The following is a 16607-nucleotide window of genomic DNA, read 5'->3' on the forward strand; positions in this document are numbered from 1 at the left end:
CTGGGCATTGAGGTTACTAGATCGCCGCGGCCTTGGCGACCTTCCACTCGCCGCCGACCGGCACCATCGTGAGCACGACGCGGTTCTGGTCCACCTTCTCGCCCGCCGTGTTCACGTTGCGCCGGTACTGGTTGAGGTAGAGCAGCAGCTCGACCCGGTCGCCGCCGGCCTCCACCACGCCGGTCGCGGAGACCTCGGCCACGACGACGGCCTGCTCCTTGACGGCCGTCTCCTTGAGCGCCGACGTGGTCTGCGCGTACTCGTCGGCGAACGCCCCGGTGACGAAGAGTCGCCCGTTGGCGACGCTCGTGTCGAACGTGCGGTAGTCGTACGAGAAGATGGCCTTTGCCGCCGGCGTGGCGGCGGCGAGCGAGTGCCGCACCGCGGCCTCACGCTGGTCGGCCCGGTGATGGCTCCAGAAGGCGGCACCGGCGACACCGGCCGCGAGCGCGGCGGCGACGGCCAGCGCGGGGAGCAGCTTGAGTCTCATGTAGACCGTCCTCATCCGACGAACTGCAAGCGGGAGACGAGCCAGGCGCCGCCTTCGCGCGTGACGTCCACCTGGATGCGGTAGTGCGATGGCCGCCCGTCGGGCGCCTTGACGTTCTTCACGGTGGCATCGACCGCGACGAGCACCACCGCCGAGCGGCGGTCGCCCGAGACCAGGCCGGCGCGGAGCACGGTGCCGACCGACTCCACCTTGTTTTCCACGATCGCGGCCCGTACCTGCGCCTGGCCGCGCACGAACTCGTCCTTGAAGTCGCCGGTCGCCCCCGCCACGATCCGCTGGAGGTCACGGTCCACACTGGACGCGCTGACCGAAACGAAGTTGACGGCGGTCTGCCGGGCGGCGGCGAGCGCGCCTTCGTGGGCGCTGTCCAGCGCGCGGTCGCCGTACCACCGGTAGCCGCCCAACACGGCGGCGGCCAGGGCGGCGGCGAGCACGGCGGCCAGGGCGACGACCTTCCACCGTGGACGGCGATCGGCCGCCGGCTCCGCGCCCACCGGCTCCTCGTCCAGGCGGCCGAGCAGCTCGACCGGGTCCTCCTCCACCCGGGGCACCCGGCGCACCACGGCCCGCCGGCGGGTCACCGTGCCGCCGGTACCCTTCACCAGCTTGAGCGTGCGCTCTTCGCGCGTGGGCATGAGAGCCTCCCTGACGAGAAATGGCTACGGTGCGAGTCCCGCGAGCAGCAGCTGCTTCCAGGACTGTTCGCCGGCGAGCCGCCCCTGCCCGCCGGTCGTGCCGAACCGCAGCGGGCTGCCGTCCGCCGCGGTGACGAGCCCGGTGGCGGGGTCGTACCCGGCCGGGGTGCCGGTTCGGCGCCGCCCGGGCGCGGGGCGTTGGCGGTGCTGCGCACGCCCGAGCCGCGCGCCCGGTCGGCGGCGGTGCACTTCGTGGACGTGCCGTACTTGCAGGACGGCGGGTCGTCGACGTTGACGACCAGCCCGAGGTGCGCGGTGCCGTCGCCGGGCGTAACGGTGAAGCCGCCGGCGACCGCGAGCGGGTACACGACGAGGATCTGCTCGATGCCGGGCAGCCGGCGGGCGGCGACACCGTTCACCGAGACGAGGTTGCCCAGCAGCGTGCCGATCGCCGGCTCGAGGTCGCGCAGCAGCGTGACGAGCTCCGCGGCGGCCGGCGGGGTGACGGCGAGGAGCCGGCGCAGGTCGGCGTCGGAGTCGCGCAGCGTCTCAGCGAGCTTGGCCAGCCCGTCCGCCCACTCGCGGATGGCACCTGCCGAGTCGGCCTGCGCGGTGAGCGCCGTGCGACCGTCCCGGATCAGCGCGACGGTCTCCGGCAGGCTCGCGGCGGCGTCGGTCAGCAGCGCGTCGCCGGCGTCGAGGATCGTGCGCAGCGCGGTCTCGTTCCCCTCGAACGCGGTGCCCAGCTCGTCGATGACCACCGCGAGGTCGTCCGGGTCGACCGAGCGGACCAGCGCGTCGAGGTTGGCCAGCAGCGTCTCGGCGGCGATCGGGGTGCCGGTGCGGTCGCGCGGGATGACCGACCCGTCGGTCAGGTACGGGCCGGTGTCCCGCTCGGGGCGCAGGTCCAGGTACTGCTCGCCGACCGCGGAACGCTGCGTCACCACGGCCCGGAGCGCGTCCGGCACCCGCACGTCGCCGTCGAGCCGCATCCGCACGCGCACCCCGTCGCCGTGCAGCCGCACCGCGGTCACCCGGCCGGCCGGCGAGCCGCGGAAGGTGACCGGCGCGTTCGGGAAGATGCCGCCGGCCTCGGCGAAGTCGGCCTCCACGAGGTACCCGCGGCCGAGCAGCCGATCGCCGAGACCGACGTAGGTGACCGCGACGTACGCGATGCCGAGCACGCTCACGACGAGGAACGCGAGCACCTGGAGCTTCGTACCCGTCCGGATCATGGTCAGCCTCCCCCGCCGAGCAGGTCGCCGACGCCGCCGACGATGCCCTCGACGGCCCCGGTTACGGGGTTGAGCAGGCACTGCACGGTCAGGATCGTGCCCGCGGCGAGCTTGGTGCCGGCCGGGAAGACCGTGCCCTGCGGCAGCAGTCCGTCCTTCGGCACGACGAGCGCGCCGAGCGGCAGCGGCGAGCCCGGCTTGAGCAGCTTGCAGCCCTCCGGCAGCTCGCACTCCTTCGGCGGCACCCACTGCGGCGGCAGGATCCCGTCGAGCGGGAGGCACAGCGGCGGCAGCTGTCCAGGGAGCGCCGGCTTCGCGGGCGGCGCCTTCGACGGGCCGCCGCCGCCTGACGGCCCGGCCGATCCCGGAGCGGCGGGGCCGCGCGGGGCCACCGGTCGGGGCGCGGCCGCCACCAGGTTGGACAGGATCGTGGCGGCGTCGAGGTCGGCGGTGATGGAGAGGTTGACGAAGTCGCCGACGATCGCGCCGGTCACGTTCGGCGGAAACGGGTACGAGAGCATGAAGTCCAGCGACTTCGGCAGCGCGTCGCCGGCCTCGGCGAGCCGCTCGAGGATCGGCTGGAGCGCGCGGAGGCTGGCGACCGTGTCGTCCTTGCTCGCGGTAATCACGCGGCTGCCGACCTTGCCCAGCTCGCCCAACGCGTTCAGCGCGGCGGTGAGCTGCTCGCGCTGCTCGGCGAGGACCGTGATGCCGGGCGCGAGCACGTCGACCGCGTCGCCGATGACCGCCTTCTGCTTGTCGAGGCGGCCGGTGAGCCGGTCCAGCGCGTCGATCGCGCGCACCAGGTCGGCCTTCTGCGCGTCCAGGCCGCCGACGAACGCGTCGAGCTGCCGCAGCGCGTCCTTCGCCTCGGCCTCGCGGCCGTCGAGCGCGCCGCCAAGCTCCTGGCTGATGGTCTTGAGCTGGGCGAGGCCGCCGCCGTTGAGCAGCAGGCCGAGTGCGGCGAGGACCTCCTCGACCTCGGCGCCGCGCTTCGTCCGTACCAGCGGAATGGTGGCACCGTCGGTGAGCGTGCCCCGCGCCGCCTCGGTGACCGGCGCGGACACCGCGACGAACTTCTCCCCCAGCAGGCTTGTCTGCCGCACGGCGGCGGTCGCGTTGGCGGGAAGCCGCACGCCGCGGTCGAGGCGCAGCCGCACCTTGGCGGTCCAGCCGTCGAGCGAGATGTCCTCGACGCTGCCGACGGTGACGTCGTCGACCTTCACGGCGGCCCGCTCGACGAGGTCGAGCACGTCGACGAACTCGGCGGTGACGCGGTAGCCGGGGCCGGACGGCGCGCCGCCGGGCAGCGGGACGTCGGCGAGGCTGGGCAGGCCGCACCCGCCGGCCAGCAGGACCAGCGCGAGTGCCGCCGGGGTCAGGGTCGCGGGGGCCCCGGGAAAACGTGGAGCGCAGCGGAGCGTCTTCTTGGGCTGCTGTTTCATGAGGTACCTCGCAGGATCCCGCCGAGCGTGCGGTCCACTGTGTCCACGGGCTCCGGCTGGGGCGCCGGTGCCGGTGCGGGCGCGGGGGTCTTGGCCGCGGGCGGGAGCTTCAGCAGCTTGCGGAGCTGGTCGGTCATCGGCAGCTTCTTCGCCTGCAGCGTCTGCGCGAGCTGGAAGCACTTGCGCGCCACCTTCTGCGCCGGCAGCAGGTCGACCATCAGCGAGCAGACGAAGCTCGCCGGGTCGTACGGGCCGAGCAGGTTGTCGCGAGTGTCCAATGTGCCTGATCGCGGGTTGTACGCGAGGTTGAGATTGGACAGTGCGAGCGGCGCCACGTCCAGGATCTCGATGAGCGAGCGCTGCTGGCGCACGAGGATGCCGGTGACGTCGGCGAGCGCGTCCACGTTGGACGCCAGCGCGGTGCGGTTTTCCCTGACGAAGGTGGTCACGTCGGCCAGCGCCGTCGCCAGGTTCCGCAGCGCGGCGGCCAGTTCGTCGCGCTCGCCGGCGAGCTGCTGCGCCACCCCGGCGAGCTGCGCGTTGAACGAGCGGACCTGCTGGTCGCTGCGGGCCAGCGCGGTGGTGAACTCCTGGAGGTTGCCGACCGTGCCGAAAAGGTCCTGCCGCCCGTCCGAGAGCGTGTCGAGCGCGCGGGACAGCCCGTCGAGCGTCTCGCCGAGCGCTTCACCGTTGCCTTCCAGGTTGGCCCGGCCGGCGGCCAGCAGGTCGGTCAGCGCGCCGTCGGCGTTGGCGCCGCGCGGCCCCAGCGCGCGGTTGAAGTCGTCGAGCGCCCGGTAGATGTCGTCGACCTCCATGGGCGCGGCGGTGCGCTCCACCGGCAGCTCGGCGCCGTCGGCGAGGACCGGACCACCGCCGTACGCGGGGGTGAGCTGGACGTACCGGTCACTGACCACGCTGGGCGGGACGATGACCGCCTGCGCGCCCGCCGGCACCGGCCAGTCGCGGTCGTAGCGCATCTCGACCCGCACGGTGCGCCCTTCCGGCTCCACGGCGACCACCCGCCCGACGCGGACGCCGAGCACACGGACGTCGGAGCCGGGGTGCACGCCGACCACGCGGTCGAAGTGGGCGACGAGCCGCCGCTCCGGCTCGTCCCGCACGACCGCGCACGCCGCGACGGCGACCACTGTGGACACCGCGAGCGCCAGCGGGACACGCCACCGCATCAGCCACCCCCGACCGATGGCTGGTACGGCTGGAGAAGCCCGCGGACGTACGAGTCGAACCACCGACCGTTGCCCACCACGTTGGCGAACGCGTTGACGAACGGCGCCATCCCCTCGATGGTCGCGGTCAGGTTGTCCCGGTTGCGCTGGAGGGTCGCCACGACGCCACGCAGCTGGTCAAGGGCCGGGCGCAGCCGCTCACGGTTGTCGGTGACCAGGCCGGACAGCTCGGCGGCGAGCTGGTTGGTGCCGGCGAGCAGCTCGTGGATGGCGTCCCGGCGGCGGCTCACCTCGCGCAGCAGCGCGTCACCGTCGGCGACCAGCTTGCGAAACTCCTCGTCCCGCTCGGCCAGCACCGCGGTGACCGTGCGCGCGCGGCCGAGCAGCTCGCGCAGCTCGGCGTCGCGGCTGGCGACGGTCCGGGAGAGCCGGGACAGCCCGGACAGCGACGACTCGACACTCGCCGGCGTGTCCGCGAACGTCTGCGCCAGCGTGGTGAACGCCTCCCCCAGCTGCGCGGAGTCGATGTCGTCGACGGTCTCGGCCAGCCCGGTCACCGCCTGGATCACGTCGAACGGCGCGGCCGTGCGGTCGAGCGGGATCTCCGCGTCCTCGGGCAGCCGGCCCGGCCCTTCGGGCGCGAGCGCGAGGTACTTCTGGCCGAGCACCGTCTTGATGCGGATCGTGGCGCCGGTCCGCTCGCCCAGGCGCACGCCTTCGTCGTCGAGGCGGAAGCGCACCCGCACGTACGGGCCGGCTGGGCCGCGCGCGAGGCCGACCTCGGTCACCTTGCCGACGCGTACGCCCGCGACGCGCACCTCGTTGCCGGGCGCCAGGCCGCTCGCGTCGCGGAAGGCCGCCCGGTAGGCCGGGTCGCCGATCGAGGTGATGCCGTCGAGCCGGAACGCGGCGAGCACGAGCAGGGCCAGGATGGCGAGACTTACCGCGCCGGTGACGCGGGGGTGCCGCTTCATCGGGCGCCTCCCGAGGTGTCGCAGCGGGCCGCGGGCGAGTTGAGGCCGGCCGGGGTGACCGCGCCCGCGCCGGGCAGGGTGACCCGGCCGTCGAAGTCGCAGAGGAAGAAGTTGAACCACGAGCCGTACGACGCGACCCGGGTCAGCGACTCGTACCTCTCGGGAAGCGTGCCGAGCGTGCGGTCGATGACGTCCGAGTTGCGGTTGAGCGTGCCGGCGACCTCCTCCAGCGCGGCGACGTCGGAGCGGATGGCCGGGCGGGCGTCGGTCAGCAGGTCGGCTGTCGCGCCGGTCAGCTCGCCGAGGTTGGCGACGGCCTCGCCGATCGCCAACCGGTCGGTGGAGAGCCCGCTGACGAAGCTCTGCAGCTGGACGATCGTGGTGTCCAGGCTCTCGTCACGATCGGCCAGTGTGGACAGAACCCCGTTGAGGTTGGTGACCACCCGGCCGATGACCTCGTCGCGGTCGGCGAGCGTGTTGGTCAGGGAGGCGGTGCGCCGCAGCAGGCCGCTCACCGTCGGTCCCTCGCCCTGCAGCACCTGGATGATCTCGTACGCGAGCTTGTTGACGTCGTCCGGCGACAGCGCGGTGAACAGCGGCCGGAACCCGTTGAACAGCGTGGTCAGGTCGAGCGCCGGGGTCGTCTGCGCGAGCGGGATCAGGCCACCGGCGGGCAGCGGCCGGCTGTCGCCGGGGCCCTCGCTGAGCGCGACGTACCGCTGGCCGACGAGGTTGCGGTAGCGGATCTTCGCGCGGACGCCCGTCGCGAGCGGGATGTCGCCGTCCACGGTGAACGCCACCTCGGCGACCGTGTTGTCGACGACCTCGATGCCCTCGACCTGCCCCACCCGTACGCCGGCGATCCGCACGTCGTCGCCTTCGAGCAGGCCGGTCACGTCGGTGAACCGGGCCCGGTACTCGGTACCGCCGCCGGTGAACGAGCCGAGCGTCTGCGCCAGCATCGCGGTCAGCACCACCGTGACGGCGGCGAACGCGACAAGCTTGATCAACGGTCCACGCACGCTCATGGCCGTCCTCGCTTCGCTGCGGGCGGCCACGAGGCTCCAACCGCGCTGCGCCTACCGATTCGCTCGCTCCGCTCGCTCATGGCGCGTTCACCACCGCTCCGCGCAGCAGCGGTCCCCACAACAGCACCGCGATGTCGGGGACGGTGGCCGGCAGGACGCCGGTGACGGCACCGATGATCGGCTTGATCAGGTCGCGCTCCGCCGCGGTGCCGGCCGAGCCCATGTCGCCGGGTGCGTCCGGCGGTCGCGTGCCGGCCGCCGCCTGGGTCGTGGAGGGCAGGCCGATCGGCAGCTTGGGTGAGCTGCGGTCGGCGCCGTAGTCGTAGCCGTCGTTGATGGCGTGGCCGGGCGCGGGCACCCCCGGGCTGGGCAGGCCGCGGCACTGCGGACCGTCCTTCGCGCCGTACACCGGCTCGTCGCGGCCGCGCTCGTACTTGCCGCCGTCCTTCGTTATCTCCAGCGTGATGTGGAACTTCCCGCCTTCGAACGACTCCTCGACGCGTGGCTGGAGCGCCACGAGGCCGCGCATGAGGCACGGGTACTCCGGCGCGTAGGCGGCCAGCAGCTCGAGCACCGGCCGGCTCACGTCACCGAGCCGGATCAGCTGGTCGTCGTGGCGGTCGAGGAAGAGGCGGGTGGTGTCGGCGGCGCCGGTGGCACTCGCGAGGAACGCGGACAGCTCGGCCCGCTGGTCGACCACCGTACCGGCGGTGACCGTCACGTCGCGCAGGATCGAGAGCAGGTCGGGCAGGGCCGCGTCGTAGGCGCCGAGCACCGTGGACAGCTTGCGCACGTCCTCGGCGATGACCGGCATCTGCTTGTTCAGCTCGCCCAGGTACGCGGCGGTCAGCTCCAGGTTTCGGCCGAGCTGCTCGCCCCGCCCGTCGAGCGCGGCGGCGAGCGCGCCGAGCACCGCGGCGAGCCGGTCCGGCCGGATCGACTGCAGCAACGGCAGCGCCTCGTCGAGCACGCGTTCCAGCTCGACGCCGTTCTGGCTGCGGTCCTGTGTGATGACCGCGCCGTCGTGGATCGGCCGGCCGCTGGCGCCGGGCGGGGCGACGAGTGCCACGTACCGCTCGCCGAACAGCGTCTTGGGCAGCAGCCGCGCCGTGACGTCGCCGGGCACCTGGCGGGCCAGGTCCGGGTCCAGCGCGAGGCGCAGCCGCGCTCCCCCGCCGTCGCTGTCGACCGACCGCACGTCGCCGACGACCACGCCGCGCAGCTTGACGTCGGCGCCGGTGCTCAGCTGCATGCCCGCCCGCTCGGCGCGCAGCGTCACCCAGGTGACCGGCGTGAACGCCTTGCGGTACTGGAGCACGGAGGCGGCCAGCCCGGCGACGAGGATCAGCACGAACGCGATGCCCAGGACCCGGTGTCTCATGTGCGGCTCACCCCGCGATCCGCACGGTCGTGGTCGCGCCCCAGATGGCCAGCGACAGGAAGAAGTCGACGATGTTCACCGCGACGATGGACAGCCGCACCGCACGGCCCACCGCCACGCCCACGCCGGCCGGCCCGCCCGTGGCCGTGTAGCCGTAGTAGCAGTGCACGAGCACGACGATGACCGCGAAGACGAGCACCTTGGCAAAGGACCACAGCACGTCGACCGGGGGCAGGAAGAGGTCGAAGTAGTAGTCGTAGGTGCCCGCCGACTGTCCGAAGTAGAAGACCGCGATCGTGCGGGTGGCGAAGTAGCTGGAGAGCAGGCCGATCACGTACAGCGGGACGACGGCGACGAACGCGGCGATCATCCGGGTGGTGACCAGGAACGGCAGCGACGGCACCGCCATCACCTCGAGGGCGTCGACCTCCTCGGAGATGCGCATCGCGCCGAGCTGGGCGGTGAAGCCGCACCCGACGGTCGCGGAGAGCGCGAGGGCGGCCACGAGCGGGGCGATCTCGCGGGTGTTGAAGTACGCCGAGACGAAGCCGGTGAACGCGCTGCTGCCGATCTGGTTCAGCGCCTGGTAGCCCTGGAGCCCGACCTCGGTGCCCGTGAAGAAGGTGAGGAAGCAGATGACGCCGACGGTGCCGCCGGCGACGGCGATCGCGCCCTTGCCGAAGCTCACCTCCGCCAGCAGCCGCACTATCTCGCGCTTGTACCGGTGCAGCGTGCGCGGTGTCCAGGCGAAGGCCCGCAGGTAGAAGGCGAGCTGCGCGCCGAGCGTGTCCAGCATCTCAGGTCCCCTTCTGCGGGATGACCTGGAAGTAGATCGCGGTGATGACGAAGTTCAGCGCGAAGAGCAGCATGAACGTGATCACCACGCTCTGGTTGACGGCCTCGCCGACGCCTTTCGGGCCGCCCTTGGCCGTCATCCCCTTGTACGAGGCGACGAGCGCCGCCACCGCGCCGAAGACCAGCGCCTTGATCTCCCCCACGACGAGGTCGGGCAGCTGGCCCAGCGCCTGGAAGCTGGCCAGGTAGGCGCCCGGCGTGCCGCCCTGCAGCACGATGTTGAAGAAGTAGCCGCCGCCCACCCCGACGACGTTGACCAGCCCGTTGAGCAGCACCGCGACGAGCATCGAGGCGAGCACGCGGGGCACGACGAGCCGGTGGATCGGGTCGATGCCGAGCACCCGCATGGCGTCGAGCTCCTCGCGGATCTTCCGCGCGCCGAGGTCGGCGCAGATCGCGGAGCCGCCGGCGCCGGCGATGATGAGCGCGGTGACGATCGGTCCGGCCTCGCGCACCACGGCAAGCACCGAGGCGGCGCCGGTGAACGACTGGGCGCCGAGCTGGCGGACCAGCGAGCCGAGCTGCAGCGCGATCACCGCGCCGAACGGGATCGAGACCAGCGCGGCCGGCAGGATCGAGACCGAGCTGATGAACCACGCCTGCCGCACGAACTCGCGCACCTGGAACGGCCGCCGCGAGAGCCCGCGCAGCGTGTCGAGACCGAACGCGACGAAGTTGCCGGTGGCGGTGATCATCTGACGCCCACCGCCTGGAAGGAGCCGGCCGGCGGCTCCACGCCGTTGGCGATGCACCAGGCGCCCGGCGGGTGCTCCGCGGGGCGGGGCCGGCCGTCGGAGGGGCGCAGCTGGAACGGGATCGGCGGCAGCGGCGGCAGCTCGACGCCCGCCTCCGCCTCGGCGCGCAGCTCGTCGGCGTCCTTCTCCTCGGCCATGCCGATCGGCCCGACCCGCTGCGCGTTCAGAAACTGCCGCACCACCGGCTCGGTGCTGGACAGCAGCATCTCCCTCGGCCCGAACATGGCCAGGTGCCCGTGGTAGATCAGGCCGATGTTGTCCGGCACCGTGCGCGCGGTGTTGATGTCGTGCGTGACGATCAGGAACGTCGCGCCGGTCTGCTGGTTGAGGTCGATGATGAGCTGGTTGAGGTACGCCGTGCGGACCGGGTCGAGGCCGGAGTCCGGCTCGTCGAAGAGCACGATCTCCGGGTCGAGCACCAGCGCCCGCGCGAGCCCGGCCCGCTTGCGCATGCCGCCGGAGATCTCGCCGGGCAGCTTGTCCTCGGCACCGACGAGCCCGACCATCTCCAGCTTCTCCCGCACCACGTCCCGGATCTGCGACTCGGAGCGGCGGGTGTGCTCGCGCAGCGGGAAGGCCACGTTGTCGTAGATGCTCATCGAGCCGAAGAGCGCGCCGTCCTGGAAGAGCACGCCGAAGAGGCGGCGGACCTCGTAGAGCTTGCGCTCGGAGAGGCGGGTCAGGTCGTGGCCGGCGATCCAGATCGCGCCGCGGTCCGGGCGCAGCAGGCCCACAAGTGTCTTCAAAAAGACCGATTTGCCGGTACCGGACGGGCCGAGGAGCACCGAGATCTCGCCGGTGGGCAGGGTGAGGCTGACGTCCGACCAGACCGGCTGGCGGCCGAACGACTTGGTCAGGCCCTCGACCCGTACCTCGACTCCCACGTCTGTTGCATCGCTGCCGCCGGGCTCGGCGCAACAGCGAATTTCCTCAAGTGGCCATTTGGTCTGACCGCCGGTACGGTGCGTTAATCCCCGGTACCGAAGGTGTGTTCCCCCACGTCATGACGGCAACGATCGATCCGGAGCTCGTCGCTCGCGCCGCGAAGCGCGATTCCGCGGCGACGTCTGCGCTGCTGGCGCAGTTGCGCCCCGGGCTGGTCAGGTACTGCCGGGCGCGGCTGGGCCGGATCGGCGGCGCGTACACGACGGCCGACGACGTGGCACAGGAGGTCTGCCTCGGTGTGCTGCGCGCCCTGCCCCGTTACCGGGACGAGGGTCGCCCGTTCTCCGCTTTCGTGTACGCCATCGCGGCCAACAAGGTCGCCGACGCCCAGCGCGCCGCCATCCGCGACTCCTCCGCGGTGGCCACGTCCGACGAGGTGCTGGACCGGCCGGACGCCGCGCCGGGACCGGAGCAGCAAGCCGTCTCCACCGACCTGGCCCGCCGGCTCTCCGCGCTGCTCGACCGCCTTCCACAGGCCCAGCGCGAGATCATCCTGCTGCGCGTCGCGGTCGGGCTGCCCGCCGAGGAGGTCGGCGAGGTCATGGGCATGTCCGCGGCGGCGGTCCGGGTCGCGCAGTCCCGCGGGCTGGCCCGCCTGCGTACGCTGGCCGGGAGTGCGCTGGACGAGGTGAGCGCGGCATGAGCGACCAGCGGAATAATGCGGACAAGCCGGTCTCGGTGGCACAGATCGCCGCTGACGACCGGCTGCTGGACGCGCTCGGCCGCGGCGAGCCCTTCGACGTCGACACCTCGACCGATCCCGCCGCGGAGATGCTCGCGGCCTGGCGCGCCGACCTCGACGACGACGGCGCCGACGTCATGCTGGACGAAGCGTTCTGGGACGCGGTCGAGCAGGACGAGCCCGCGCCGGTGCCGGCCGGCGACCCGCGGCGCAAGCGCCGCCTGGTCCAGGCCATCCTGGGCGCGGCGGCAGCGGCGGTGGTGAGCGTCGGCCTCGGGGTCTCCGCACACCAGGCCCAGCCGGGCAGCATCCTGTGGCCTGTGTCCAAAGTGGTCTATCCACAGCGCGCCGAGGTAAAGGCGGCGGAGAAGGCCATCGCGGACGCGAAGGTCGCCTTCGCGGAGGGCCGGACCGCCGACGCGCAGGCGCTGCTGGCGACCGCGCTGGAGCACATCGCCCGCATCGACGACGAGGACACGGCCGCGCGGCTGCGTGCCGAGGTGGAGACGCTCCTGCGCACCCTGAGCGCCGCGACCACGCCGCCGCCGGCACCCACCCCGTCGGCACCGCCGCCGACCACCCCGGCGCCGCGCACCACCCGGTCCGCGCCCGGCGGTTCGTCCGGCTCGGATCCCGCGCCTCCGCCCGCGGGCGGCGATCCGGCGCCCGAGCCGTCGAAGTCGTCCGGCGGCCTGCTCCCCGACCTCCCGCTGCCGACGCCGCTGCTCCCGCTGCCTCCGCTCCCGCTGCCCACGCTTCCCCCGATCCTCCCGGGCGGCGACTGACCCCACGGGAGGGGTACCCGCGGCGTGACCTATCGGCCGCCTTCACCGTTTGGGTATCCGTGGAATCCGAGCGCACGCCCACGCCCTCCCCCGCGCGCGCCGGGAGCGTGTTCCTGCGGCACTACGACCGGCTGGCGCGGATCGCCTTCCTGGTCGGGCCGTCCGGCCGGGCACCGCAGGCCAGGCTCGTGCGCGCCCACCGGGACGTGCACCGCGCGCTGCCGTGGCGGTCCGGGCGCGAGCTCACGTACCCACAGATGCGCCGGCGCGTGCTGCGGGCGGCGACCCGGCGGCGGCTGGTGCGGCTGCCGGTCCTGATCACGTGGGCCTGGCACACGACGGTGGGTGGGAGTGCCGCGCACCGCACCGTGGCCGAGGGCCTCGCCGGGCTCGCACCGCACGCCCGCGCGGCATACGTCCTTGTCGTGGTCGAAGGCCTGACCCGGGCCGACGCCCTCGCGGTCATGCGGGACCTGGGCTGGGCCGACGCGGACGCCGCGATGGCCGCGGCGGCCAAGCTCGTGACCCGGCTGCGGGACGACCACCGCCTCAGCGGCGGGCAGCAGCGGGCGTTGCTGGCCGAGTCGCCGGCAGACCCGACCGTGGTACGCCTCCGCGCGCCCGACCCGCTCGGCGTGCGACTGCTGCGTACCGGCCGCGTCGCGCTCGTGGCCGCGGCGTTGTCGCTGGTCGCCGGCCTGCTCGTGGGCATGCCGGAGAGCGCGCCCGGCGGCGGGGGCACGGTCGGCGTACGGCTTGTGGGGCCCGCGAACGCGGTGGCCCGGGTGCCCGCCGACGCCTGGACCGGCACCAGCGAGCTCACTCTGTCGGCGTGGCCGAGTCGCGGCGCCCGGGCCGGTGACGACGCCCTCGTCGGTGCGGCCGCCTCGGCGTGGCAGGTGGGCGGGGCCGGCGACCGGGCCGTGACGGTCACCGCGCAGGGCGGTGCGGTGACCGACCCGCCGGTCGGTACGCCCGCGCTCCTGTTCGCCGGGACGGTCGACGGCGGGACGGTCGTGGTGCTGGCGGACGCCACGCGCGTCGCCACGTACGCCGAGCGGGCCGGCGAGCGCACGCTCATCGTCCAGCCGGCGCCGGAGCACGACGAGTACGCGACAAGTGCGCTGCGCGTCCCCGCCGGTGCCGGCAAGGCGCGCTACCTGCTGGCACCGTGGGCCGCCGCGCCGCAGACCCGCGCCCTGACCGGCTCGCGGTGGCGCGGGCTCGCCGTCCGGGACGGGCTCACCGAGGCGGTGGCCACGCCGGCGGGTGAGCGGTGCTGGAACGGGCCGCTGCTGCGCCTGGAGTCCACATTGGTCGGTCACGGGCTGCCGTACACGCTGGGCGACTTCGGAAACGCGGGCCTGGCGCACCTCATGTACATCCCGCCGCGCGTGCCCGGCCCGATCAGCCGGCCGCACGAGCTGGACGCCACCGGAGGTCCGGCCGCGTGGTCACGCCTCGGCTGCGCGCTCGCCGGCACCCGTGGCCGCAGCCCGGGTTCGGTGACGGCGTGGGAGCTGTGGCGCGGGCGGCTTCCACGGGGCGCGGCGAGCCTTGTGTGCCTGCGCACGGCCGAGCCGGGCAGCGCCAACCAGGTGGCCGCGGTCGCCACGGCGGGCGAGCCGGCGGTGGTGGCCACGGCGTCCGGGACGCGGCTGTGCAGCCGGTACGCCCAGGACGTCGTGGTGTCGTGGTGGACGAGCGACGCGCGCGGCCGGTGGTACCACGTCGCGGCGGGCAGCCACGCCGTGCGGCGGATCAGCGTGCGGACGCCGGCCGGCACGCGGCAGGGCACCTCGCCGGTGGTGTCCGGCCCATTCGCCCGGCGGCCGGCGGGCAAGGTCACCGTCACGGCGACAAACGACGACGGCGCACCGGTGCCCGTGCTGGGCTGACTCAGCGGGGAGCACCTCCGGCCGCGTCGCGTCGACGAGCGTGGCGTCGATCGTCCGCGAGAAGTCCGACCACTGCCGGGCCCAGCCCTCCAGCGCCTGGCGGCCGGCCCCGGTCAGCCGGTACACCTTTCGGGGCGGCCCGCTCGGGCTGGCCTGGACCTCGTCGGCGACGAGCCCGAGCCGCCGCATGCCTAGTAGGGCGACTTGATGGTCTTCATGGTGAAGTGCGAGTTGAGCCGGCCCACGCCTGGCGCGGCGAGGAGCACGCTGGTCAGCAGCCGCTCGTACGCCGCGAGGTCCGGCACCGCCACCTCCAGCACGTAGTCGGGTGAGCCGAACATCCGCCGCGCCTGCACGATCTCGTCCACCGTGCCGACCCACGCCTCGAAGCGCTCCACCGCCGCCCGGTCCTGCACGGCCAGGTCGACGAAGACCATCACCTCGAAGCTGCGCCCGACGGCGGCCGGGTCCACGCGGGCGTGGTACCCGCTGATCACGCCGGCCTCCTCCAGCCGCCGCACGCGGCGCAGGCACGGCGACGGGGTGAGCCCCACCCGGTCGGCCAGTTCGGTGTTCGTGAGGCGGGCGTCGCGCTGCAACTGCGCGATGATTGCGCGGTCAAGTCGGTCCACGGCACAATCGTCCAATCTGGCGCGCTCAGAGGCAACAAGTGGCAATCGCATTGCCGGGCGTCGTTGTTACGGTCAGGCCGTGACACTTTCGATATCCGCTCCCGCCGCGGACTTCTGGCGGGCCGCCGACCGGCACCTGATCCGCTACGGCGGGCCGTTCGTGCCCGCGATCGTCGAGCGGGCCGCCGGCTCGTACGTGTACGACAGCGACGGCCGCGCCATCCTCGACTTCACGTCGGGGCAGATGAGCGCGCTGCTCGGGCACAGCCATCCGGCCATCGTCGACGCGGTGCGCCACTCAGTCTCCACATTGGACCATCTCTTCAGCTGGATGCTCAGCCGCCCGGTGGTGGACCTCGCGTCGGCGCTCGCCGAGTCGCTTCCCGACCCACTGTCCAAAGTGCTCCTGCTGAGCACCGGCGGCGAGTCGAACGAGGCGGCCGTGCGGCTGGCCAAGCTCTACACCGGCGGGCACGAGGTGGTCGCGCTCAGCCAGTCGTACCACGGCGTCACGCACGCCTCCGCCGCCGCGTCGTACAGCGTGCCGCGCCGCGGGTACGGGCCGGTCATCCCCGGCAACCTCGTGATACCCGCGCCGGACGCCTACCGCCCGACGGTGGTGAAGGACGGGCGGTTGGACTGGCGGACGCAGCTCGACCAGGCGTTCGCGATGGTGGACGCGCAGTCGGTGGGCAGCCTCGCCGCCTGCATCGTCGAGCCGATCCTGAGCACCGGCGGCATCATCGAGCTGCCATCCGGCTACCTGGCCGCGCTCAAGGCCAAGTGCCACGAGCGGGGCATGCTGCTGATCCTGGACGAGGCGCAGACCGGTCTGTGCCGCACCGGCGACTGGTACGCGTTCCAGCGCGACGGCGTCACCCCGGACATCATCACGCTCTCCAAGACGCTCGGCGCCGGCCTGCCGCTCTCCGCCGTGGTCACCTCCGCCGAGATCGAGGAACGCTGCCACGAGCGCGGCTTCTTCTTCGCCACCACGCACACCTCCGACCCGCTCCCCGCCGCCGTCGGCCTGGCGGTGCTGGAGACGCTGCGCCGCGAGGCGCTCGACGAGGCCGCCCGCCGGCTCGGCGACCGGCTCCGCGCCGGCCTGCTCGACCTGCGGGGGCGGCACGAGGCGATCGGCGATGTACGCGGGCGCGGGCTCCTGCAGGGCATCGAGCTGGTCACCGACCGGCAGAGCCGGACGCCGGCGAACGCGCTCGGCACCGCGGTCACCCGCGCCTGCCTCGACCTCGGCCTGCACCTCAACATCGTGCAGCTGAGCTCGGTCAGCAGCGTCCTGCGCCTGGCCCCGCCGCTGACGATGAGCGACGCCGAGCTCGACCTCGGACTGTCCATCCTGGACGAGGCACTGGCGAAGACCCGTCCGCCCGCGTGACGCCGGGCCGCGAGGGGTAGAACCGACGCGTGGACGCGACGATCACCCCGGACCTGCGCTACGCCGCGCCCTGCCGATCGTCACGCTGCTGCTCGCGTCCGGTGTCCTGCTGGGCGGCGCCTCACCGGTCGAGGCCGGCGCGGCCCAGTTGCTCGTGCTGGTGGGCCTGCTCGCGGTCGAGGCGACCGCGGTGATCGTGGTCGTGGAGTTGGTCGCCCGCAGGCTCATCCCCTGGCCCGCCCGTTGACGCGGGCGGGAGG

Annotated in this window: 17 protein-coding genes; 5 read left to right on the forward strand and 12 right to left on the reverse strand. The window is 73.4% G+C overall.

The genetic code is table 11. The features are described from left to right. Window positions 1–16 precede the first annotated feature (16 nt). From Phou_RS06600 to Phou_RS06650, 11 genes are all read right to left on the reverse strand, one after another. Complete coding sequence (locus tag Phou_RS06600; protein WP_173054465.1) at window positions 17–490, reverse strand: hypothetical protein; 474 nt, start codon at window positions 488–490, stop codon at window positions 17–19. Window positions 491–501: 11 nt separating this feature from the next. Beyond that, entirely contained in the window at window positions 502–1146 is a 645-nt protein-coding gene (locus Phou_RS06605) for an Rv1363c family protein (RefSeq protein ID WP_173054467.1), read from the reverse strand. Continuing rightward, window positions 1110–2381, reverse strand: a complete 1272-nt coding sequence (locus tag Phou_RS06610) for an MCE family protein (RefSeq protein WP_173054469.1) — start codon at window positions 2379–2381, stop codon at window positions 1110–1112. Before Phou_RS06610 ends, Phou_RS06605 begins: the two co-directional genes overlap by 37 nt. Before the next feature lie 2 nt (window positions 2382–2383). Continuing rightward, on the reverse strand, window positions 2384–3826 hold the full coding sequence (locus Phou_RS06615) for an MCE family protein (RefSeq protein WP_173054471.1): 1443 nt from the start codon (window positions 3824–3826) through the stop codon (window positions 2384–2386). Beyond that, window positions 3823–5013 carry an MCE family protein gene (locus Phou_RS06620; RefSeq protein WP_173054473.1) on the reverse strand — a complete coding sequence of 397 codons (1191 nt, stop codon included), beginning with the start codon at window positions 5011–5013 and terminating at the stop codon, window positions 3823–3825. Before Phou_RS06620 ends, Phou_RS06615 begins: the two co-directional genes overlap by 4 nt. Beyond that, window positions 5013–5987, reverse strand: a complete 975-nt coding sequence (locus tag Phou_RS06625) for an MCE family protein (protein WP_173054475.1) — start codon at window positions 5985–5987, stop codon at window positions 5013–5015. The genes Phou_RS06620 and Phou_RS06625 overlap by 1 nt, the downstream gene beginning before the upstream one ends. After that, complete coding sequence (locus Phou_RS06630; RefSeq protein WP_173054477.1) at window positions 5984–7015, reverse strand: MCE family protein; 1032 nt, start codon at window positions 7013–7015, stop codon at window positions 5984–5986. Before Phou_RS06630 ends, Phou_RS06625 begins: the two co-directional genes overlap by 4 nt. 76 nt (window positions 7016–7091) lie before the next feature. Further along, window positions 7092–8396 (reverse strand): MCE family protein, encoded by a 1305-nt coding sequence (locus Phou_RS06635; RefSeq protein ID WP_173054479.1) that lies wholly within the window; start codon window positions 8394–8396, stop codon window positions 7092–7094. Window positions 8397–8403: 7 nt separating this feature from the next. Next, on the reverse strand, window positions 8404–9192 hold the full coding sequence (locus Phou_RS06640; RefSeq protein WP_173054481.1) for an MlaE family ABC transporter permease: 789 nt from the start codon (window positions 9190–9192) through the stop codon (window positions 8404–8406). A gap of 1 nt (window position 9193) precedes the next feature. Continuing rightward, window positions 9194–9946, reverse strand: coding sequence for an MlaE family ABC transporter permease (locus Phou_RS06645; RefSeq protein WP_173054483.1), 753 nt, complete (start codon window positions 9944–9946; stop codon window positions 9194–9196). Further along, the gene (locus Phou_RS06650; RefSeq protein WP_173054485.1) at window positions 9943–10890 is read right to left on the reverse strand and encodes an ABC transporter ATP-binding protein; all 948 of its coding nucleotides are present in this window, start codon (window positions 10888–10890) and stop codon (window positions 9943–9945) included. The genes Phou_RS06645 and Phou_RS06650 overlap by 4 nt, the downstream gene beginning before the upstream one ends. 119 nt (window positions 10891–11009) lie before the next feature. Between Phou_RS06650 and shbA the strand changes: the two genes are divergently transcribed. The 3 genes from shbA to Phou_RS52265 are packed head-to-tail and all read left to right on the forward strand — an operon-like array spanning window position 11010 to window position 14316. Continuing rightward, a complete protein-coding gene (shbA, locus tag Phou_RS06655) occupies window positions 11010–11594 on the forward strand; it encodes an RNA polymerase sigma factor ShbA (RefSeq protein WP_173054501.1) in 585 nt (194 codons plus the stop codon). Continuing rightward, a complete protein-coding gene (locus Phou_RS06660) occupies window positions 11591–12418 on the forward strand; it encodes an anti-sigma-D factor RsdA (protein WP_173054503.1) in 828 nt (275 codons plus the stop codon). The genes shbA and Phou_RS06660 overlap by 4 nt, the downstream gene beginning before the upstream one ends. Before the next feature lie 59 nt (window positions 12419–12477). Continuing rightward, entirely contained in the window at window positions 12478–14316 is a 1839-nt protein-coding gene (locus tag Phou_RS52265; protein ID WP_246273333.1) for a hypothetical protein, read from the forward strand. Between the two features lie 191 nt (window positions 14317–14507). On the opposite strand, the gene Phou_RS06670 is transcribed toward Phou_RS52265, so the two are convergent. Continuing rightward, window positions 14508–14948, reverse strand: a complete 441-nt coding sequence (locus Phou_RS06670) for an Lrp/AsnC family transcriptional regulator (RefSeq protein WP_173054505.1) — start codon at window positions 14946–14948, stop codon at window positions 14508–14510. A 79-nt stretch (window positions 14949–15027) separates the two neighbouring features. Here Phou_RS06670 and Phou_RS06675 point away from each other — a divergent pair, with 79 nt between their 5' ends. Continuing rightward, entirely contained in the window at window positions 15028–16347 is a 1320-nt protein-coding gene (locus tag Phou_RS06675) for an aspartate aminotransferase family protein (RefSeq protein WP_246273334.1), read from the forward strand. Between the two features lie 109 nt (window positions 16348–16456). After that, window positions 16457–16594, forward strand: a complete 138-nt coding sequence (locus Phou_RS52270) for an ABC transporter permease (RefSeq protein ID WP_371872171.1) — start codon at window positions 16457–16459, stop codon at window positions 16592–16594. Window positions 16595–16607: the final 13 nt, after the last annotated feature.

It is taken from the genome of Phytohabitans houttuyneae (genome assembly GCF_011764425.1).
Lineage (GTDB): Bacteria > Actinomycetota > Actinomycetes > Mycobacteriales > Micromonosporaceae > Phytohabitans > Phytohabitans houttuyneae.